Annotated in this window: 16 protein-coding genes; 11 read left to right on the forward strand and 5 right to left on the reverse strand. The window is 67.6% G+C overall.

Annotated elements, in window-relative coordinates; genetic code table 11:
- Positions 1 to 6: 6 nt before the first annotated feature.
- The 3 genes from QRN67_RS07245 to QRN67_RS07255 are packed head-to-tail and all read left to right on the forward strand — an operon-like array spanning position 7 to position 3,199.
- On the forward strand, positions 7 to 909 hold the full coding sequence (locus QRN67_RS07245) for an ABC transporter permease (protein ID WP_106938277.1): 903 nt from the start codon (positions 7 to 9) through the stop codon (positions 907 to 909).
- 43 nt (positions 910 to 952) lie between these two features.
- Positions 953 to 2,050, forward strand: coding sequence for an ABC transporter substrate-binding protein (locus QRN67_RS07250; protein ID WP_285411258.1), 1,098 nt, complete (start codon positions 953 to 955; stop codon positions 2,048 to 2,050).
- A gap of 18 nt (positions 2,051 to 2,068) precedes the next feature.
- On the forward strand, positions 2,069 to 3,199 hold the full coding sequence (locus tag QRN67_RS07255) for an FAD-dependent monooxygenase (protein WP_285411259.1): 1,131 nt from the start codon (positions 2,069 to 2,071) through the stop codon (positions 3,197 to 3,199).
- A 113-nt stretch (positions 3,200 to 3,312) separates the two neighbouring features.
- Here the strand turns inward: QRN67_RS07255 and QRN67_RS07260 are convergent, their stop codons facing one another.
- Positions 3,313 to 4,269, reverse strand: coding sequence for a hypothetical protein (locus tag QRN67_RS07260; protein ID WP_285411260.1), 957 nt, complete (start codon positions 4,267 to 4,269; stop codon positions 3,313 to 3,315).
- Between the two features lie 609 nt (positions 4,270 to 4,878).
- On the opposite strand from QRN67_RS07260, the gene QRN67_RS07265 reads away from it, so the two are divergent.
- The 5 genes from QRN67_RS07265 (at position 4,879) to QRN67_RS07285 (ending at position 11,107) form a co-directional block, all read left to right on the forward strand.
- Entirely contained in the window at positions 4,879 to 7,332 is a 2,454-nt protein-coding gene (locus QRN67_RS07265; protein WP_285411261.1) for an alkaline phosphatase family protein, read from the forward strand.
- 112 nt (positions 7,333 to 7,444) lie between these two features.
- The gene (locus QRN67_RS07270) at positions 7,445 to 8,842 is read left to right on the forward strand and encodes a cytochrome-c peroxidase (RefSeq protein WP_285411262.1); all 1,398 of its coding nucleotides are present in this window, start codon (positions 7,445 to 7,447) and stop codon (positions 8,840 to 8,842) included.
- 18 nt (positions 8,843 to 8,860) lie between these two features.
- A complete protein-coding gene (locus tag QRN67_RS07275; RefSeq protein ID WP_081267629.1) occupies positions 8,861 to 9,511 on the forward strand; it encodes an SEN1982 family lipoprotein in 651 nt (216 codons plus the stop codon).
- 41 nt (positions 9,512 to 9,552) lie between these two features.
- The gene (locus QRN67_RS07280; protein WP_285411263.1) at positions 9,553 to 10,224 is read left to right on the forward strand and encodes an SEN1982 family lipoprotein; all 672 of its coding nucleotides are present in this window, start codon (positions 9,553 to 9,555) and stop codon (positions 10,222 to 10,224) included.
- A 4-nt stretch (positions 10,225 to 10,228) separates the two neighbouring features.
- A complete protein-coding gene (locus QRN67_RS07285) occupies positions 10,229 to 11,107 on the forward strand; it encodes a 2OG-Fe(II) oxygenase (RefSeq protein ID WP_285411264.1) in 879 nt (292 codons plus the stop codon).
- On the opposite strand, the gene QRN67_RS07290 is transcribed toward QRN67_RS07285, so the two are convergent.
- The 3 genes from QRN67_RS07290 to QRN67_RS07300 are packed head-to-tail and all read right to left on the reverse strand — an operon-like array spanning position 11,100 to position 16,866.
- A complete protein-coding gene (locus QRN67_RS07290) occupies positions 11,100 to 12,824 on the reverse strand; it encodes an OPT/YSL family transporter (RefSeq protein WP_285411265.1) in 1,725 nt (574 codons plus the stop codon). The genes QRN67_RS07285 and QRN67_RS07290 overlap by 8 nt on opposite strands.
- Positions 12,824 to 15,850 carry a bifunctional diguanylate cyclase/phosphodiesterase gene (locus QRN67_RS07295; RefSeq protein WP_285411266.1) on the reverse strand — a complete coding sequence of 1,009 codons (3,027 nt, stop codon included), beginning with the start codon at positions 15,848 to 15,850 and terminating at the stop codon, positions 12,824 to 12,826. The genes QRN67_RS07290 and QRN67_RS07295 overlap by 1 nt, the downstream gene beginning before the upstream one ends.
- A complete protein-coding gene (locus tag QRN67_RS07300) occupies positions 15,847 to 16,866 on the reverse strand; it encodes a TRAP transporter substrate-binding protein (RefSeq protein ID WP_106938529.1) in 1,020 nt (339 codons plus the stop codon). Before QRN67_RS07300 ends, QRN67_RS07295 begins: the two co-directional genes overlap by 4 nt.
- A 189-nt stretch (positions 16,867 to 17,055) precedes the next feature.
- On the opposite strand from QRN67_RS07300, the gene QRN67_RS07305 reads away from it, so the two are divergent.
- Positions 17,056 to 18,267 (forward strand): serine hydrolase domain-containing protein, encoded by a 1,212-nt coding sequence (locus QRN67_RS07305; RefSeq protein WP_285411267.1) that lies wholly within the window; start codon positions 17,056 to 17,058, stop codon positions 18,265 to 18,267.
- Here QRN67_RS07305 and QRN67_RS07310 read toward each other — a convergent pair.
- Entirely contained in the window at positions 18,264 to 18,920 is a 657-nt protein-coding gene (locus QRN67_RS07310; RefSeq protein ID WP_234383060.1) for an O-methyltransferase, read from the reverse strand. The two genes, QRN67_RS07305 and QRN67_RS07310, sit on opposite strands and share 4 nt — an antisense overlap.
- A gap of 82 nt (positions 18,921 to 19,002) precedes the next feature.
- Between QRN67_RS07310 and QRN67_RS07315 the strand changes: the two genes are divergently transcribed.
- Both QRN67_RS07315 and QRN67_RS07320 read left to right on the forward strand, forming a co-directional pair.
- On the forward strand, positions 19,003 to 19,635 hold the full coding sequence (locus QRN67_RS07315; RefSeq protein ID WP_285411268.1) for a TetR/AcrR family transcriptional regulator: 633 nt from the start codon (positions 19,003 to 19,005) through the stop codon (positions 19,633 to 19,635).
- A 112-nt stretch (positions 19,636 to 19,747) separates the two neighbouring features.
- Positions 19,748 to 20,692: a lactonase family protein gene (locus QRN67_RS07320; RefSeq protein ID WP_285411269.1), complete on the forward strand. Its 945-nt coding sequence runs from the start codon at positions 19,748 to 19,750 to the stop codon at positions 20,690 to 20,692.
- Position 20,693: the final 1 nt, after the last annotated feature.

Genomic DNA, 20,693 nt, shown 5'->3' on the forward strand with positions numbered 1-20,693 from the left:
TTCCAGATGACCACCGCCATGCTCGCCAAGACCGATTCCGTTGCATCGCCCGACGACCGCGCCCCGCTTGCCGCCACTGCGGCGATCAAGGCGAACCCGAAGCGCCGTGCGAACCCGCTCGCCTCGACGCGGGTGCAGTCGATCCTTCTGCTGGCTGCGCTGCTCGGCGCTTGGGAGGCGGGCGTGCGCCTGTTCAAGGTGCCGCAGCACCTCGTGCCGCCGGTGAGCGACATCGCGGTCGCGCTGTGGCGTGGCCTGGCCACCGGGCCGCTCGCGAAGGACGGCTTCTGGTACCACGGCGGCGTGACGGTGACCGAGATCCTGCTGGGGTTCCTCATCGGCAGCGGCATCGGCCTTGCGATCGGCATCGTGGTGTCGCAGATGCCGAAGGTCGAAGCGCTGCTGGCGCCCTACGTCGCCGCGTTGCAGAGCGTGCCCAAGGTGGCGGTCGCGCCGATCATCGTCGTGTGGCTGGGCTTCGGCATCGGCTCGAAGGTGATGATCATCTGCCTGCTGACCTTCTTCCCCGTGCTGGTGACCAGCATCGCGGGCTTCAAGGCGGTGGACCCGGACCGCATCGATCTGCTGCGTTCGCTCTCCGCCACGCAGTGGCAGATCTTCCGCAAGGCCAAGTTCCCGAGCGCGCTGCCCTATATCTTCGCGGGGCTGAACATGGCCGCGGCCTTCAGCGTGGTCGGCGCGGTGGTGGGCGAGTTCGTCGGCGCGCAGGCCGGGTTGGGTGTGCTCATCCTGCAGATGGAGGCCCAGGCCGACACCGGCGGCAGCTTCGCGGTGTGCGTGGTGCTCTCGGTGATCGGCATCGTGCTGAGCGACCTGCTGCGCCGCATACAGCGCCGCGTGCTGCACTGGATGCCGGCCGACGCCTCGCAGCGGACGGTGAACGCCTGAGCCCCTGCATCCCCGCATTTTTTTCCGTCTGAAGGAGTGAGCGATGTTGACGCGACGTGATTTCGGGCTGGGCCTCGGTGCCCTGGGTTTCGCTGCAAGCCTGCCGGCACTGGCGCAGGGCGTGCGGGTGATGAAGGTGGCGAACACCGCGGCGGTGAACGATCCGCAGCAGTGCTTCGCCACCGCGGGCCAGCATCCCAGGCTCGACTTCTACAAGCCCAGGGGCGTGGATATCGAATACGTCAACATGTCGAGCATGACGCAGGCGCTGCAGAGCCTGCGCGCCGGGCACGTGGACTTCGGGCCGGCGGTGCCGGCCATCCTGCTGCCTGCGATGGCGAAGGATCCGTCGCTCGACCTGGTGAGCGTCTACAAGTGGCTGCCGCGCAATGCCAACGTGATCGTGGTCAAGCCCGGCAGCCCGATCAAGTCGGCCGCGGACCTTGCGGGCAAGCGCATCGGCGTGCGCAGCCAGGGCGACACCGGCATCGTCATCACCAGGATCATGCTGACCGAACTGGGCCTGAAGGACGACGGGTGCGAGTACATCGCGATCGGCGACGGCGCGCCGGCCGGCGCGGCGATCGACAACGACCGCGTGGACGCGATGGTGGCCTTCGACACCGCCGCCGCGCGCATCGAGCTGGTGGGGACCAGGCTGCGCTATGTGCCGCTCACTCCCAAATTCGCGCAGCTCGGCTCGGGCTGGATGTGCGTGCCGCGCAAGCTGCTGAAGGATGAGCGCAAGGCGCTGGTGGCGCTTTTCCAGGGCATCGCGAAGTCGACCATCTTCTCGAACGCCAACCTTGATGCGGCCATCGACCTGCACTGGGCCACGTACCCCGAGAGCCGGCCCAAGGGCCGCAGCGAGGACGAGGCCCGCAAGGAACTGGCCTTCATCCTCAAGGACCGCAAGAACAGCTGGATGCGCCGCAGCGACGATCCGGACCAGCGCATGGGGGCATCGTCGCTGGCCGAGTGGCAGGCGAACATCGAGATGAGCGCACAGAGCAGCAAGAACCCGAAGCTGGCCGGCGAGCTCGGCGACCCGAACCGGCTGTTCACCAACGAGCTGATCGACGACATCAACGCCTTCGACAAGCAGGCGGTGGTGCGCATGGCCAGGGAATTCAAGCTGTAGTCGGCGAAGGAGAAGCCCATGGACGTACTCATTTCCGGCGCCAGCATGGCCGGCCTCTCGGCCGCCCACTGGTTCGCCCGCCTCGGCCACCGGGTGACCGTCGTCGAGCGCGCCGACGGCCTGCGTCCCGGCGGCGCGCCCATCGACGTACGCGGGCGCGCGCTCGCCACCGCGCGGCGCATGGGCATCCTGGCGAGGATCGATGACGAGAAGGTACGGTTCTTCGACCCGGCACCGGTGCTCGACGGGACGGGGGCGCAGGTCGCGACCCTCGACCTGCGATGGTTTGCCAACGAGACCGACGAGGACGTCGAGATCACGCGCGACCGCCTCAACCGGATCCTGATGAGCGCCATACCCGACGGGGTCGAGTTTCGCTTCAAGGCTTCCATCGCATCGATCGCCGATGGCGCGGGCGGAGTGGAAGTCGGCTTCGCGGACGGCTCGCAGGGCCGCTACGACCTGGTGGTCGGCGCCGACGGCCTTCATTCCAACGTGCGCAGGCTCGCCTTCGGACCCGAGAAGGAATATGTCCGTCACTTCGGCCACTACGTCGCGCTCGTCGATCTTCCTGCCGACCGGCACTGGCACCGCGCCATGCTCAGCGTGCCAGGCCTGACGATCGCCGTGCGTGACGCGGGCGATGGTCCGCAGGGCCTGATGCTCGCCGCCAGCCCCGAGATTGGCTATGACTACCGCGACTTGGATGCCCAGCGCGCACTCATCGATCGGCTGCTGTCCCGTGTCGATGCGTGGCAGGTTCCTGCGATGCGCGCGGCGTTCGCCGACCCTGCGGCCAAGGGCTTCTACTTCGACTCGGTGAGCCAGACCCACATGCCGAGCTGGATACGCGGCAACGTCGCGGTCATCGGCGACGCGGGCCACTGCGCTGCACTGCTGTCGGGCATGGGGACGACCCTGGCGATGGTGTCCGCGGAGATCCTGGCGAACACATGGACCGAGCATGGCGGACGCATGGAGGCGGCGTCCGCGGCCTACCACGCGCAGCTGCGCCCTTATGTGGCGCAGTGCCAGGCATTTGCAGCGGAAGGGGCACCGATCATGGTGCCGCCGACGCAGGAGGCGCTCGAAGAGCGCAATGCGATGTTCCGCGCCTATGCGGCCAGATTCGCGGAGACCGGCGCCTAGTGAAAGAACAGGGCGATCAGGATGATGACCGGGATCGGCACGCCGAGAAACAAGAGCAGAAGCGAACGCATGATGAGGATCTCCTAGGAAGTGTGTTCACGCAGGCCGGTCGTTCAGAGGTCGCGCCGGCGCCCGCCGTAGGTCGCGGCGAAGCTGGCGACGAAGGCGCCGATCAGCATCGAGACCACCAGCCACAAGGCGGCATACGCGGATGCCTTGCGGGCCGCGTCGGCGGCTTCCCGGGCTTTGGCCTGCGCGTCGCGCAGCGTGGCCTGTGCCTTTGCATAGGTGTCGTTCACGCGCTTCTCGGCGTCCTGCTGGCTCAGCCCCGTGCGCTGCGCCACGACCTGGCCGACATACCGCGCATCCTCCGGCGGCAGCGCACCGGTGCGGATGCTGTTCAGGAAGATGCGGCTGACTTCGGCGTTGGCCGCGGCCGTGCCGCGTTCCGGCATGGCGGGCTGCCCGGTGCCCGCGTCGCCGGTCGCGGCGGCAGGAGCGTTGGCGTCGCGACGGAACAGTGAATCGATGAAGTAGTTCATCGGGCCCGTGCCGCCGTCCTGTGCCGACTGCGACGCGGCAGCGCCTGCGCCAGCCCCCGCCATGCCCACAGCCGTGGCCGCGCCGCTCGCGACAGTGGCACCAGCCTGCGCACCCGCGCCCACGATCGAACCCACCACGGAACTGAGCAGCGCGGCGGTCAGCAACGTCGCGACAGACCAGGCCAGGAAGCCATGGGCCGTGTCGCGGAAGTAGACCTCGTCCGTATGCACGCCGGCCCACTTGGTACGCAGCCGGCCTGCCAGATACCCGCCCATGCCCGACGCGGCGATCTGGGTGAAGCTCAGCCACAGGATCGTCGCGACGCCGATGGCGCCCGCACTGGCGCCCTGATGGGTCCAAGGGCTGACGGAGGACATGCCGAGGCCGGTGCCCAGCACCAGCAGGATCAGCGACAAGGATGCGGCGCCGGCCGCGCCCGCGACGATCGCGCCCCATGAGACACCGCTTCGGCTGCCCTCCGCGGCGAGCACGCCGGGGGGTGGTGTATTGACGCCATATGAGCTCATGGTCGCTCCTTGTCTGCTTGTTGTGGAGCTCGCACTTTTTGGCTTGCGCCGCGGCGCTTCGGTCGGTGGCCGGCGCTAGCGGGGGTAGGCAATGAGCCCGAGCGGGGCATCGCTTTGCCGCAGCAATGCGCGGCCGTCAATTCAAGAGCTGATTGATTTGCAAATCAATTTGTGGAAATTTTGATCGCGTGGCGGGCTTGGCAATTGACTAAAAAAGAATTGGAGATCCGGTGATTTTCCAAATCCGGATGCCCAGATGAATTGATTTTTGCCTGGATCAATTGATTTTTGGATTGCGATGTCCGGCTTGGGAAGCGCTGCGTTGCATACCGGGCGGCCTCTATGTGTCGCCCTTGTAATCCACGTCTAACTAATTGCTAACTCTCACCTAAGTTTTAAGTCAGCTTCTGGTCAGTCGATAGCGCCGACAGAAATTCGGATGAAAAAACGCGCGTGAGATTCGAGGATGTATTGCGGTTTGACACACAAATGTCACCCGCGATTTCTACATTTCTCCTCGATGCGGCATTTGTTAATACAAAAGCAGCTGCCTCTGTTGCCGCTTGCAGGCCGGAAAAACCATCCATAACTCTCAGCCCCAAGATTCATATGAACATTCTCAATAGAAAAGCCCTGTTCACGTCCCTGACGACGGTCGCGGCTTGCGTGCTCGCCGCTTGCGGGGGAGGAAACGGCGGGCCCGGCGCGATCGTCTTCCCGGCCGGCACGACGCCCGCCGCCAGCCCCACCACCTACAGCGGCGTGGTCGCCGCCAGCGGCTTCGTGCCGGGCAGCGCCACGGGCAACCCGACCCTCAAGGCCGGCTACTACCAGAAGGCCACGGTCTTCGTGGACACCAATGGCAACGGCGTGCTCGACAGCGGCGAAGCGTCGGCCGTCACGGACGCCAGCGGCAAGTTCACGCTGACCACGACCCAGACCGGCCCGCTGGTGGCGGACATCGGCACGGGTGCGATCAACACCGCCACCGGCACCGCGGTGGCCAGCCACCTGATCCTGCGCGCCTCGGCCGCCCAGATCGCGGACCAGGGCGCGGGGAAGGTCGTCATCAGCCCGCTGTCGAGCGAAGCGCAACGCCTGGTGGAAGCCAACGGCAGCAGCTACGCGGCAGAGAAAGCCAACCTCGTCGCGCGCCTCAACGGACCGGCGTTCAATCTCGGCACGGCCACGGTCGCCGACCCGCTGGCGGACGTCAACATACTGAGCGGCGCCAGCCAATATGCGGTGCTGTACGAAGACAACCAGCTGACCAACCGCTACACCTATGCGACGACCAAGCTCGACCGCAAGGACATGTTCCCCGACAACCTGGCCGTCGCGGGCGGCGACCCGCGCCTGGTGGGCCTGTCGAGCGTGACCATCACCAACAGGGACGGCAGCAAGGTCACGCCGTCGGTGCCGACGCAGAAGCAGGCGCCCATCACCTTCGCGCAGGCGCAGCAGGCGGCCTTCAACGTGGAAGGCGTGCCGGCCTACGACAACATCTTCGTGGTCGTCGAGGAGAACAAGTCGACCGACGTGATCGTCGGCAACTCGCGGGCCGTGAACATCAACTACATCCTGAACAAGTACAACCAGCTGACGACGTACTACTCGACTGGCAACCCGTCCGAGCCGAACTACACCGCACTCGGCGGCGGCGACGACTTCGGCATCAACGACGACAACTGGTTCGGATGCGGCGTGATCGCCGGCAGCGCCAACGCCATCACCGACGTCGCATTCACCGGCGGCACGGCCTCCGACGGCCAGCCGCTGCCGGGTCAAGGCCCGCTGCCACCCGCCGGCAGCGCCACGCGCGCCGGCTACAGCGCGGCCAGCACCTCCTGCGGCGACAACCCGACCAGCGGCACCGTGCACAACGTCCTCGGCGACAACCTGTTCACGCTGATGTCCAGGACGGGCCGCACCATCCGCACCTACAGCGAATCGATGAACCCCGGCCAGGACGTTCGCGCCGACAGCATCGCCGACGCGTCCGTCACCGCCACCTACGACGCAGGCAACCGCCTGAACGGCTTCACCAATCTCGACGGCTCCACCCCCAGCCTTACCGGCACCGCCAACTTCGGCGTGGTGAACGGCCTGTACAAGGTCAAGCACGGCCCGTCGATCGCCTACCAGAGCGCGCGCAACTTGCCCGAGTTCGTGGCCACCAACCGCACCATCTTCGGCACCCAGTACCAGGAAGCGGATTGGCTCAAGTCCTCGGCCTACCCGATTCCGAACGGCTGGGTCTATGACCAGTTCAGCAAGGACCTGGCCACGGGCGACGTGGGCAACATCAACTTCATCGTTCCGGACCAGTGCGACGACATGCACGGCGTCGGCAGCGACACGAGCTGCGTGAGCAACAACAACGGCCAGGCCAACGGCGTCATGCGCGCCGACATCTACCTTGGCATGGTGGTGAAGAAGATCCAGAACTCCGCGCTGTGGAAGAACCCGCAGAAGCGCGTTGCGATCGTCGTGATGTACGACGAAGGCGAAGGCGGCAGCAACGGCTCGTGCTGCGGCTGGAACGCCGGCGGCAAGAACTCGGGCGCCGCACCGGTGACCGTGGATGCGAACGGCAAGGCGACGGCCACCACGGCACCGGTCAACTACACCTCGGGCAACTTCGGCCACGGCAACTCGATCTTCGGGATCATCTCCAACCAGCAGGACGTGGGCACGGCGAAGAAGAAGATCGCGGACAGCGACTCCTACAGCCACTTCTCGTTCGTGCGCACGCTGCAGGACATGTTCCAGATCGCCGACCCGGCCGTGGATGCGACTTACCTGAACCGCGCCAAATACACCGAAGCCTTCATCACGGCCAACATCACGGCGTTGCCGGAATTCGCGGGCAGCGTGGACACGCACTTCGACTCGGTGCGGCCCATCAACCATGCCTACGTGATCCCGGGCAACTACACGCAGAAGCTGTATGCGGCCGACATCGTCGGCCAGGTCGACACGCTCACGGGCAAGCTGGAAGGCCAGATCACCCCGCAAACGGGCCCCGACGCAAGCCAGGCCAACGTCTGGGCAATCAAGTAAGCCGAAGGCCGCCCCGGGGAAACCGGGGCGGTGTTCCAGGCGGAACCCGTTGCGGGGCCGCCTGGAACAGCTTTTTCCGGCCTTCGAGCAACAGTGAATGATGAATCTGGCAATGGAAAAGACGCTCCCCCTCGTCGTGGCGCTCGCGGTGGCGCTTCTGGCTTTGGCGGGCTGCGATGGCAAGGGCACGGCGATGGCGGCAAGCGCCGGCCCGCGCGCGCCGGCCCTGAGCCCGGGCGCCCAGGTCGGGCAGATGTTGTTCTTCGACAAGAACCTGTCGAGCGGCAAGAACATGTCGTGCGCGAGCTGCCACGACCCGCAATACGCCTACGGGCCGCCGAACAGCATCTCGGTGCAACTTGGCTCCGACATCACGCAGGCCGGCGCGCGCGCCGTGCCCTCGCTGCGCTACAAGGAATCGACACCCGCCTTCGACGACGACGCGCCGAACCCGGACGGCGTGACCTCCAACTCGCCCGGCGGCGGCTTCATGGCGGATGGCCGCGCGGCGACGCTGGCGGCGCAGGCCGCGCTGCCGCTGCTCAATCCGCTGGAGATGAACAATCCCTCGAAGGAAGAGGTCGTGAAGGCGGTGCGCAACGCCGCCTATGCCGGCCTGTTCAGGCAAGCCTTCGGCGCCGACGTCTTCAACGACACCGACAAGGCCTTCGACGCCATCGGCACCGCGATCCAGGCGCTGGAGACGGAGGACCTGAGCTTCCACCCGTACAGCAGCAAGTACGACCTCTATGTCTTCAACAAGGCAGGCGGCACGCTGACGCCGGCCGAACGGCGCGGCGAGGTCGTGTTCCACAGCAGCGGTGTTGCCAACTGCTCCGGCTGCCACTACACGGGCGCCAACTTCAACGGCAACTCCGGCCTGATGACGGACTTCACCTACCAGGCCCTGGGCGCGCCGCGCAACGACAGGTCGATCCCGAACAATCCGGATCCGATTCCCGCCAACGACGATCCGAAGTACTTCGACATGGGGTTGTGCGGCCCCTACCGCACCGACCACATGCCCGCCACGCCGCAGACCCCCAACCCCTACTGCGGCATGTTCAAGGTTCCGGTGCTGCGCAACGTGGCGACGCGAGGCGCCTTCTTCCACAACGGCGTGCTCCATTCGCTGGAGCAGGTCGTCAACTTCTACAACACGCGCGACACCAACCCGGAGTACTGGTATCCGGCCGACAAGGACGCCACCGGCGCGCCGCAGGCCAACCCGGCCTGGGCGCTGCAACCCACCCATGTGCCGGGGGCGACGGTCCGCAAGTACAACGACCTGCCGCCTGCGCAGCAGGGCAGCATCGACGAGGAAGTGCCGATGGGCACGGGCGAGGGCGGCGACAAGACGCTGGCCAGCGGCACCAGGCCGCGCGCGCCCGGCTCCCCGCCGGCCATGACGCCGCAGCAGGTCGACGACCTGGTCTGCTTCCTGGGTGTCCTGAGCGACGGCTATCAGCCTGCCGCCAAGCCACCGGCCACCGGCAAATGCGTGAACTGAAGACGGCTCGTTAATTCGATGACGCAAACAACCTCATTCCTCGCACGCCGCGTCGGCGGCGTCGGCTTTCTTCTGGCGCTGCTGGCCTTGCTGGCCGGCTGCGACAACGAACAGGCGCGCTTTCCGGACCGCGACAACTTCACGGCGACGGTCAATGACTATCTCGCGCAGCGCGGCCATGTCTGCCTGGCCAAGTACACATGGCCGATCACGGTGGCGGCCGGATCGCACGAACCCGATGCGCAGCAGATGCCGTTGCTCGAGAAGCTGGGCCTGGTGACGGGCAGGGATGTCGCGGCCAGCCAAGCGAACGCGCCGGCCCGCGAATACGCGCTGACCGACGCGGGCCGCAAGTACTACCTGCAGGTGCCCGTGGTGATTCGCACCACGACGCAGACCGTGACGCACCCGGGCGACTTCTGCGCGGCCACCCTGAGCCTGGACCGCCTGGTCGGCTGGGATCCGCCGCAGACGCGCGACGGCCGCACCGCGACCTCCTTGCTCTTCACCTACCGCATCGCGCCCGACCAGTGGGCCGGCACGCCTGAAGTGCAGCAGGCCTTTCCGCTGCTGGCGCGCGCCATCCAGCGCGAAGGAACCATGCAGGTGCGCCTGGGCGTGCACCTCACGCGGCGCGGCTGGGTCGCGGACGAGCTGGACATGCACTGAGTCCGCGATCGCCCTTGCTCCTGAAAACAACCACAGATCCCATGAATCTCTTTTCCATCTGCCCGAGCCGGTGCCCCCTGGCCTCGATCAAGACTCTGACGGGCATTGCGCTGATCTGCGCACTGGCCGCATGCAGCGCGAGCCACGACCCCAAGGCCCCCACCGCGGAAAACCTCGCGCCCGCACTGGATGAGCATCTGGCCCAGCGCGGCGACATCTGCCTGGCCATGTTCGACTGGCCCATCGATCTGACCGAGGCCGAGGCCGGCTCCGGCGCGCGCCATGCCATCCAGTTCCCGGTGATGGAACAGCTGGGCCTGGTGCACAGCACCATCGTGGCCGTGCCGAAGAGCAGCGAGAACCCGGACGGCGCCGTCAAGCGGTTCGAGCTGACGGATGCCGGGCGCAAGTTCTACAAGCCGCATCCCTACGTCACCCGTGGCGCCGAGCACGCCAACGACTTTTGCGTGGCGCATCTCAAGCGCGAGAAGATCGTCGACGTCAAGGTCGACACCTCCGACGCGAAGCATCCGCTGGCGGTGGTGAGCTACACCTACCAGATCGACACGGCGCCGTGGATGCAGAACGCCGACGCGCAGCGCGTGTTCCCGATGATCACGCGCATCGCCAACGGCGCGGGCGGGCAACTGCAGCTGCGCCAGGGCTTCACCCTCGGCGACAAGGGCTGGGTCGCGCGGCTGGGGCCCGTGTGAATCCATGAGCACCGTCGTCCGCTTCTCGCCCGATCTGGGCCGCTGGCTCACGCACAACCTGAATGCCGGGCGGGCGCCGCAGGCACTGGTCTCCACCATGCTCGGCCAGGGCATGAACGAGCGCTCGGCGCGGGCTATCGTGTCCGCTTACGTCGATGCACGGCAGCGCGGTACCGCGATGCCTGCCGATGCCATCGAAACTCCGGAAGAGTCCCCCGGCAGGCCCGCGGCGCGGCTCGCATCGGGCACGCGGATCCCGACCACCGATCGCGAGGTCGTCGTGCATTCGCGCGGCGGCGATCCGGTATACGCCGCGCTCGGAAATGTCGTGGATGCGCACGAGTGCAAGGCCGTGATCGAGATGGCGCGTCCACGCCTGAAGCCTTCCACGCTGGTCGATCCGATGAGCGGGCGCGACGTGGTGAGCGACAAGCGCACCAGCTGGGGCATGTTCTTTCGCCCGGGCGAGAACGAGCTGATCGCGCGTCTCGACCGGCGCCTGTCCGCGCTGATGAACCTGCCGCTGGAAAACGGCGAGGGGCTGCAGGTGCTGCACTATCCCACCGGCGCGGGCAGCGAGCCTCACCACGACTACCTGGCGCCCACCAACGCCGCCAACCGCGAATCCATCGCGCGAAGCGGACAGCGCGTGAGCACCCTGGTGAGCTATCTCAACGACGTGCCGGACGGCGGCCAGACCGTCTTCCCGCAACTCGGCCTGGCGTTCTCGCCGATCCGGGGCAACGCCTGCTACTTCGAATATGGCGACGACAGCGGGCGCGTCGATGCGCGCTGCCTGCATGCCAGCGCGACCGTGGACCGTGGCGAGAAGTGGGTCATGACCAAGTGGATGCGCGAGCGCCAGTTCGTGGCGGCTAGGTGACGGCAGCGAGCAGGCTGGCCACGCCCAGTCCCACCGCGGCCAGCGCGTCGCCGGCGATCAGGCCGCCGCCGAACAGCGAGGCGCTGCTCATGTCCTGTGGCGCATCTCCGCGCGCGGGTGCGCGGGCGGCCCACAGGCTGCCGGCCACGCCCCCCGCTGCGAACCACAGCGACGCCGACAGCGGCACGAAGCCGCCGAACGACAGCGCATACGGCGACGGCAGCACGATCGCGTCGAGCACGAAGCCGCGCGGCCGGATCCACTTGCGCAGGCCCTCGATCACGAGGCCCGCGGCAATTCCGATGCCGATCGCCGTGCGCTGGTAAGGCACGTCGTCGGTGAGGCTGCGCAGCACGCCGACGAACTTGTAGGTCATGGCCGAGGTCCAGCCGCCCGGCTGCTGATCGGCCTTCAGCACCGTCTGGTCCTGCAGCAGCACCGGGTAGGCCGCCATGAACAGGCGCGCGAACACCACCGCGAGCACGGCGCCCACCACGATGCCCATCACCTGGTAGCGGAACTGCAGCGTGCGCGAGCTGCCGAGCCTCCAGCCCGTGGAGCGGTCCTGCTGCATGTCGCAGGCCACGCCCGTGGCCATGAGCAGCACCGCGCCGGCCATCAGGCCCACCGTGGGGTCGCGCAGTCCGAGCGCGGCGAGGATGACGACGGTCACGACGAAGGCCGACGAGATCGGATTCGAATCGCTCACGCCCACCGAGATCCCGTTGACCAGCGCGAAGACGAACACCAGCGCCACGGCCACCACCAGATAGAACACCGGCTGCGCCAGCAGCCAATGCCCGCAGGCCACGGTGGCGGCGCCCCAGAACAGCACCCAGAGCGCGAGACCGCGCGTGACCCCGGGCCTGGGCATCTCGTCGTGCGCTGCGGCCTGCCGCCGTGCGCCCGGCAGTGCCCGCCGGAAGATCAGCGCCATGTCCAGGATCGCCGCGCCCATGATCGCGCCCAGCGCGATGAGGAACATGACCTTGCGCGGCGCGTCGTCCGCCTGCAGCCAGCCGGCCGAGACGAACCACGGCTTGAGCGCAAGTCCGATGAGGCCTCCGGTCAGCGCCGGGACGCCGATGCGCGCGCCCACCACCAGCCCCGCGCCCAGGGTCGATGCCGACATGCCGATGGCGCCCAGCACCGCCAGCCGCGCGGTGGCCAGCCCCGCCACCAGCCCGATGCCCATGCCGCCGCCGAGTTGCTTGACCGAGCGCCGCAGCAACGCCGGATCGGTCAGCGCGCGCAGGATGTTGGCCACGGCCAGCCCCGACGGATAGGTCAGCCGCATGCGTTCCACCAGCACCGGCGTATAGAGCATGCCCACGCCCGCGCCCAGCATGCCGATGCAGCCCAGGTACAGCATCAGCTGCCATGCCGGCGGCTGCGGCATGCCCATCCACGCCATGGCCTGCAGCAGCACGCCCAGCCCGCTCATGGCGGCCACCGAGGCGGCCGCCGTCTGGATGTAGTTGGCGCCGTGCCGTCCGCTCGCGCCGTAGCCCGCCGTCACGGCCGAGCCCAGCAGGCCGGCGAGCACCTGGCCGCCGACGAAAAAGCCGAGCGAGAAGTTCATGTAGGCCGCCGTCACGCCGGCCAGCGGCCCCAGCACGAGGGCGCCCGCGGCCACCAGCAGCAGGTGGTAGCGCCAGCTGCCCTCGGCCGGCAACCAGCGCCGGCGGGCTCGCGGGGAGGCTTGCGAGGGCGGCATCAGGCGGCCGTGTCGAATTCGAGTTCGCGTTCGTAGAGGTGCAGCGGCTGGGGCCGCCCGAACAGGTAGCCCTGGCACACGCGGCAGCCGTGTCGCTCGAGGAAGTCGCGCTGCGCCTGTGTTTCCACGCCCTCGGCCACGATCTGCAGCTCGAGGTTGCGCGCCATGCCGATGATCGTCTGGATGATCAGCTCCACCTTCGGGTTCAGGCCGATGCTGTGCACGAAGAACTTGTCGATCTTGATCTGGCTCAGCGGCAGCTGCGTCATGTACGACAGCGACGAATAGCCCGTGCCGAAATCGTCCATCGAGAACTGGATGCCGAGCGCCGCCAGCGCGTTCATCTTGCCGATGGCGTCGACCACTTTTTCGTGCAGCAGGCTTTCGGTGAGCTCCAGCTTGAGCTTGCGCGGGTCGGCGCCGGTGCGCTGCAGCACCCGGCTCACCTGGTCGACGAAGTCCGCTTCGCGGAATTGCCGCGCACTCACGTTCACCGACAGCTGCAGGTGGCCCAGGCGCGGGTCGTCCCGCCAGGCCACCAGCTGCATGCAGGCGGCCTCCAGCACCCACAGGCCGAGCGGGATGATGAGCCCCGTGTCTTCCGCCACGTCGATGAATTCGTGCGGCAGCAGCAGGCCGCGCACCGGGTGGCGCCAGCGCACCAGCACCTCCGCGCCCGTGACCTTGTTCTCGTCGGTGACCTGGCTCTGGTAGTACAAAACGAACTGCCGGGCGGCGATGGCCGCGTGCAGCTCGCTCTCCAGCGTGGCGCGCGCGGTGATGGTGGTCTGCATGCCGGCCTCGAAGAAGCGCAGCGCGTTGCCGCCGTCGGTCTTGGCGTAGTACATCGCGATGTCCGCCTGCTTGAGCACTTCCTCCATCGATGCGTTCCCCGCATCGAAAAGCGCGGCGCCGATGCTGCAGGTGCTGTGGTGCTGCTGAAGGCCGAGCTGGTAGGGCTGGCTCAGCCGCGCGAGGATGGCCGCGCCCATGGTCTCGGTCTGCGAGGTGGCGACGACGTTCTGCGTGTCCAGGTCTTCGAGGATCACGACGAACTCGTCGCCGCCCAGGCGCGCCACCATGTCGCCTTCGCGCAGGCATTCCTTCAGCCGCTGCGCCACCTGCTTGAGCATGACGTCGCCGATGTCGTGGCCGAGCGCGTCGTTCAGCGTCTTGAAGTTGTCGAGGTCGAGAAACAGCAGCGCGCAACGGCGCGAACCCCGCGCATTGGAGCCCATGGCCCGCTTGAGCCGGTCCAGCAGCAGGCGGCGATTGGGCAGGCCGGTGAGCGTGTCGTAGAAGGCTAGGTGCTCGATCTCCCGCGCCGCGCGCTTGCTCTCGGTGATGTTGCGCAGGATGACGATGAAGCGCGCGTCCCGGCCGTCGCCTATCGATTTGCGCGAGGCCGAGATCTCGAACCAGTCCTTGTCCCCCGCGTGGCGCAGCTCGAACTGCCGGCCGGCCGAATGGCCCTTGGCGTCGGCGTCGTGCAGCGCGCCCATGACTTCGGCGGTCGCCTCGGCGGGCAGCAGTTCGGACAGCAGGTGCCCGACCGGGTCCGCGATCTCGATGGCCGGGAACGGCACGCGCGGCGAGTGGCAGCCGTGGCAGCGGCCGTCCAGGCCGACCTCCAGCAGCAGGTCGGGCAGCGCATCCAGCGTGGCCTGCAGCTGTGCCTTGCTCTCGATGATGGCGGCCATGTGGCGGCGCTTCTCGGTGATGTCCTGGTAGACGCAGACGATGCCGCCGTCGGGCGTGCGGCTGCGCGCCGCGCGGATCACCTGGCCGCTCTCCAGCAGCGCCTCCTGCTCGGAGTAAGGCTGATCCATCTGCGGCGTGTTCAGCGCCGTCCAGCCGGCCGGGCCCTGGTCGTACACCACATGCCGGGCGGTCTCGTCCATGATCTGGCGAAACGGCAGCTGCGGCGCGATCATCGGCGCGACCCACGGGAACATCGCGACGAAGCCGCGGTTCCAGGTGAGCACGCGGTCGTCCGAGTCGAGCAGGATGAAGCCGTCGATCATCGATTCCAGGGCCTGGTCGAGCGTGAACTTGGAACGCAGCAGCTCCATCTGCGCGAGCCACTGCCTTCGCAGCTGGATGTGCGTGAAGCAGGCCACCGCCAGGATCATCAGCCCGATGGCGACGGCCGTCCAGGCGATCAGGTCGCGCTCTCGGCGCCACTCGCGCAGTGCCGCGGTCAGGGGAATGCTCGCGACGATCAGCAGGTTGCGGTGCAGGGTCGGGCGGGCCACCACGATGGCCGGCAGCCCGCTCAGGCGCGCCGCCATGCGCGAGGGCTTGCCGTCGCTCGTCCTCTCGTGCAGGGCGGGCTCGATCTGCCGGCCGTCGAGATCGTCGCGCGGCGGCAGGCTCGCCAGCAGCGGGCCGCCGTCGCGCTCCAGCGTGACTTCGAGCCCGTAAATGCCGGCGCCCTGGGTCATGATGGTGGCCAGCAGCGAGAGCTGCACCTCGGCCACCGCCACCATGCGCGAGCCGTCGGCCAGCGTCGTGGCGCGCGCGAAGAACAACACCCTCTGCGAGGTGACCAGGCTGGTGGCCGGCTGGCTGATGGCCAGGGTGGACACCGGGTTGGCCAGCACGCTGTCGATGAAGCCGGCGGGCAGCACCAGCGGCAGCTGTGCGCCGCGCCGGTCGGAAGATGCCACCACGGCGCCGCGTGCGTCGACGAAGGCGACGTGGCGCACCAGCAGGTTCTGCCGCACCACGGTTTCCAGCAGCCGATGGTCCTCGAAGCGACCCATGTCGTTGCCGGCGCTGCCGACGGTGGAGCCGCGCAGCAGTTCGTTGGCGCCCGCCAGCAGCATGTCGACGCTCAGCAGCGAGCGGTTGAGCGCCGCCTCGGAGCCGCTGACGAATCGCACGGCCAGGTTCTCGTGGTCGCTGATCGCCTTCTGGCGCCCATCCCAGACGATGAGGCTGGCCACGGTCACCACCGTGGCGAGAAAAAGCACGGCCACGCCGAAGACGATGGCGGTGACGCGGCGCGGGAAATGCGGCTTCACTGAACTGAAGGAGCGCGCAGCCCCACCACCGGCGCCAGCGTGTCGTTCCAGGCCTTGGCGCACTCCGGGCCGCAACGCCGCACCCAGCCGGGCAGCACGCGGTTCGCGAAGATCTCGCGGCGGCGCGCTTCGTCCTGCGGCGACGGCCGGACGGCCGTCATGCGGCCCTTGGTGGGCTTGGTGCAACCCGCCGCACCGGTGTTGCAGGCGATGCCCTCGTCGGTTTCCCGCTCCGACTGGGTCCATACCGCGTTTTCCAGCTTGGGCAGTTCCTTGCGCAGCAATGCCTGAAGATCGGCCGGCAGCGCATTGAAGCTTTCGCGGTTGGCCGCGAACACCGCGACGCCCCAGCTCAGCGGCAAGGTGTAGATGGTGCTGGTCACCTCGTACAGGCCCAGCGTGTGGCCCGACATGGTGCCGGTGACCGCGCAGTCGGTGTTGCCGGACCTCATGTTCGCCATGATCTGCGAGAACTCGGTGTAGACCGGCGTGCCGCCCACCGCGGCGATGAAATCCGCCTGCGTCGAGCTCGACACCCGCGTGCGGCGGCCCGCCAGGTCGGACAGCTGCTGCAGCGGCTTGTTGCAGAACACCTCCTGGGCCGGGTAGATGTACACGGCCAGCAGTTCGGCACCGTAGCGTTCGCGCAGCGCGGCGGCCAGGTAGGGGCGAAATGCGCCGACCGTGCGCCGCAGCGTGGACACGTCGGGGTTCAGCCCCGCCATGTCGGCGGCGCCCAGCTCCGGATACTGCGTCGATACCTGGCTCAGCAGCGCCGTGCCGAAAGGCACCACGCCCAGCTGCATGAGGTTGAGCATCTCCTGTCCCGGCACGCCGGCACGGTCGAAGGGCACGATGCTGGCGGTGTAGCGGCCGCCCGACAACGTGGCCAGATCCCGGGTCCAGAACTGCTCTTCGTGGCCGGTGTACTGCGTGACGCCTCCCAGGCCGCCGACGATGCGCAGCCGTTGCTCGGGCGCCGTCTGCGCGTGGCAGAGCAGCGAGGCGAAAAACATCAGGAGTCCGGCGAGGTAAACCAACATAAGCCCTAAGCGAGAAGGGTTTCAAATCATTACACAGGTTTCACGGGCGGCGATGGGTGAACGCCCTCGGATGTTGTAACGGGCTCGGCGCCGGCCGGGACGGCTTGGTGTCCAATGCGCTGCACATCGTCACTCATCACCGTCTCGCATGGAATTCTCAGCATGAAGCTTGGCAAGATCGTTCTCGGGGGGCTCGCCGTGCTGGCCATCGCCGGGGCCGCGGGCTGGTTCAGCCTGGACAAGGAAACGCGCGGGCTGCTCTCCACGCTGCCCACCAACAGCGATGTGCTGTTCTGGAGCCAGCGCCAGCGCGATGCGGGCTTCCGGGCCCTCGACCGCTTGCCGGTGCTGGCCAAGGCGCACGTCGTGGCCGCCGGTGCCGCGCCGTCGGCCTTGCCGCCGGGGCCGCCGTTGGCGCTGTCCCTGGACGTCGGTGCATACATGGCGCAGCAGCGCAGCGCCGCGCTCGTGATCCTGCAGGACGGGAAGCTGCGCCTGGAGCGCTACGGCCTGGGCTTCGACCGCGAAGGGCGCTGGACCAGCTTCTCGGTGGCGAAATCGATCACTTCCACGCTGCTCGGTGCCGCCGTGCGGGACGGCCACATTCGCAGCCTCGACGACAAGGTCAGCGACTACATCGTGGAGATGAAGGGCTCGGCATATGACGCTGTCAGCATCCGCCAGCTCCTGACGATGACCTCCGGCGTGCGCTGGAACGAAAACTACGGCGATCCGCAGTCGGACGTGGCGCGCTTCAACAACCATCGGCCGGAGCCGGGTGCCGACGCGCTGGTGAGCTACCTGCGCCAGCTCCCCCGGGCGGCACCGGCGGGCACCCGCTGGAACTACAGCACGGGCGAGACCAATCTGGTGGGGGTGCTGGTGGCACGGGCTACGAGCAAGCCGCTGGCTACCTATCTGTCGGAGAAGATCTGGCGGCCCGCGGGCATGGAGCAGCAGGCCACCTGGATCCTGAACCGCTCGGGGCAGGAGATCAGCGGTTGCTGCATCCAGGCGGCCACGCGCGACTTTGCCCGCTTCGGGCAGTTCGTGCTCGACGGCGCACGCATCGGCGGCCAGCCGATCGTGCCGGACGGCTGGCTGGCCGAGGCCACCACGCGGCGCACGGACATCGGCCAGCCGGGCCGCGGCTACGGCTATCAATGGTGGACCTACGACGACGGCAGCTTCGCGGCGCGCGGCATCTTCGGCCAGGGCATCTTCATCGACCCGAAGCGCAGGCTGGTCATCGCCTCGAACGGCAACTGGGCGGGTGGGGCGTCGAACCGCGCCGACAGCGCGGCGCGGGACAGTTTCTACAGGGCGGTGCAAAAGGCCATCGACGACGAAGGCGTGGGGAAGCCCGGCGGCTAGCCCACCCGCATGGACAGTTCCACGTCGGCGGCGAAGGGGACCGACAGGTATCCGCCGTCGGACGCACGCACGCGTGCGAGGTACTCCGGGCTGTGGTCGGCGTTGTCCGCCACGATCAGCGCACCCGGCCGCAGGCGGCTCTCGACCAGCGCCAGGATGTCGGGGTAGAGCGCCTTCGCGCCGTCCAGCAGCACCAGGTCGATGGTCTGGGGCAGGTCGACGGCCAGCGTCTTCAGCGCATCGCCTTCGCGGATTTCGACCAGGTCGCTCACGCCCCCTTCAGTCAGGTGCTCGCGGGCCTTGGCGATCTTCGATGGCTCGAACTCGCTGCTGATGAGCCTGCCGCCGCCGTTGTCGCGTAGCGCGGCAGCCATGTAGAGCGTCGACAGGCCGAAGGAAGTGCCGAACTCCACGATGTTGCGCGCGTTCATGCTGCGTGCCAGCTGGTAGAGCAGCACGCCGGTCTCGCGCGACACCGGCAGCCAAAGATCCTTCATCCGGCCATAGAGGTCGAGGTACTCGGTCTTGCTGTGCATCAGCCGTTCGCGTTCCTCGCGGCTGATGCTGGCGATGGCAGGGCTGGTTGCCGCGGCGGCCTGCAGGAACAGGCGGTCGAGCAAAGGGGCGAGGGGAGGGGAGGTCAGGGTCGTCACCGGGTTCTTTCGTGTGAAAAAGCAGATGCGAAATAATATGAAGAACCCTTCACGTTTTCCATTCGCGTTACGGATCCTGCCCATGACAGACCGCCCGAGTGCCTCCATCTCCTCTCGCAGAAAGCCCAAGCAGGCGCGCTCGGCCGACCTTCTCCAGGCCATTCTTCAGGCAGCTATTCAGGTTTTGGCGAAGGAAGGGGTGAGCCGCTTCACCACCACGCGCGTCGCCGAGAGGGCCGGGGTGAGCGTCGGTTCGGTCTATCAGTACTTTCCGAACAAGGCGTCGATCCTGTTTCGTCTGCAGAGCGACGAATGGCAGCAGACCACGGAAATGATGCGCGGCATTCTGGGTGACATGCAGCGGCCCGTGCTCGAACGCCTGCGCATGCTCACGCACGCCTTCATTCGCTCCGAGTGCGACGAGGCGCAGGTGCGAACGGCGCTCGGCGACGCCGCGCCGTTCTACCGTGACGCGCCCGAGGCCCGGGAAGTGCGCGCCGCCGGCGGCGAGATCGTGAGGGTGTTCATGAAGCAAGCCCTGCCCGCGGCTTCCGATGCCACGCGTGAAATGGCGGGCGACCTGATCGTGAGGACGCTCAGCACGGTGGGCAAGGATTTTTCGGAGAGCCCCCGGACCGCCGCCGAGATCGAATCCTGGGCGGACGCGATGGCCGACATGCTCTGCGCCTACCTGGAAAGCCTCGCATCGCGCTGAGCCCGGCGCTCGGAGTCCACACCGTTCTACCTGTTCTCGGGGATGGCTTCGGAAAGCCTCCTTCGTTAGCCTGCGCGTTCGTCAAAAAACGCTTCACTCGCCGACCATCCCGATGACGCTGCATTCCGCCTTTTCGCGCCGCGCTGGCTACGCCCTTGCCACGGCAATCACCCTCGTGCTTGTTGCCTGCGGCGGAGGAGGAGGGGGCGGGGAGGGCGGCTTCTTCCCGGTCATTCCCGCATCCTCCTCGACTCCACCCGCGTCGACGCCTGAGCCGTCGCCGCCGCCGGCTGCACCGACTTACGCCGTGAGCGGCACGGTCACCGGGCTGCTGGGCTCGGGCCTCGTGTTGCAGAACAACGCCGGCGACGACCTGCCCATCGCCGCCAACGGCCGCTTCAGTTTTGCGACACCGCTTGCCGGCGGTGCGAGCTATACGGTGTCGATAAAGTCGCAGTCCAAGATCCTGACGCGCGTATGCACCGTCGCCAACGGCAGCGGAACCATCGCGGCGGCCGCGGTGGACGACGTGCAGGTCGTCTGCGCCGAGCCTCCTTCACGCTTTGCCTATGTGTCGAACGGCGGCAGCAACAGCGTGTCTGCCTACACCGTCGATGCGTCGACAGGAGCGCTGCGCGCTGCGACGACGCTGTCGGTGCCGAGTCCGTACGCGCTGACCGTCGATCCATCGGGCCGCTTCGTGTACGTTTCGAGCACGTCGGGCGCCGGCGTGTCGGCGTATTCCATCGACCGTGCGACAGGTGACTTGACTGCCATCGGTGCGCCATCCGTGGCAGTTGGTGCCATCTCGGCAGGGATGGCGGTGGACCCCACCGGCCGCTTCGCCTACTTCGTGAACCTGGCGGGCGACCGCGTGCTGGCTTTCGACGTCGATGCGAATACGGGCGCACTGAGTCCGATGGCGGTGTCGTCCGTGGAGACCGGCGGATCGCCTTACGGTATAGCCGTGGACCCCACGGGCCGCTTCGCCTATGTGGCGAACACCGGCGACGGTACCGTGTCGCCTACAACATCGATCCCACGTCCGGAGCGTTGAG

The organism is Variovorax sp. efr-133-TYG-130, assembly GCF_030208835.1.
Taxonomy (GTDB): Bacteria; Pseudomonadota; Gammaproteobacteria; order Burkholderiales; family Burkholderiaceae_C; genus Variovorax.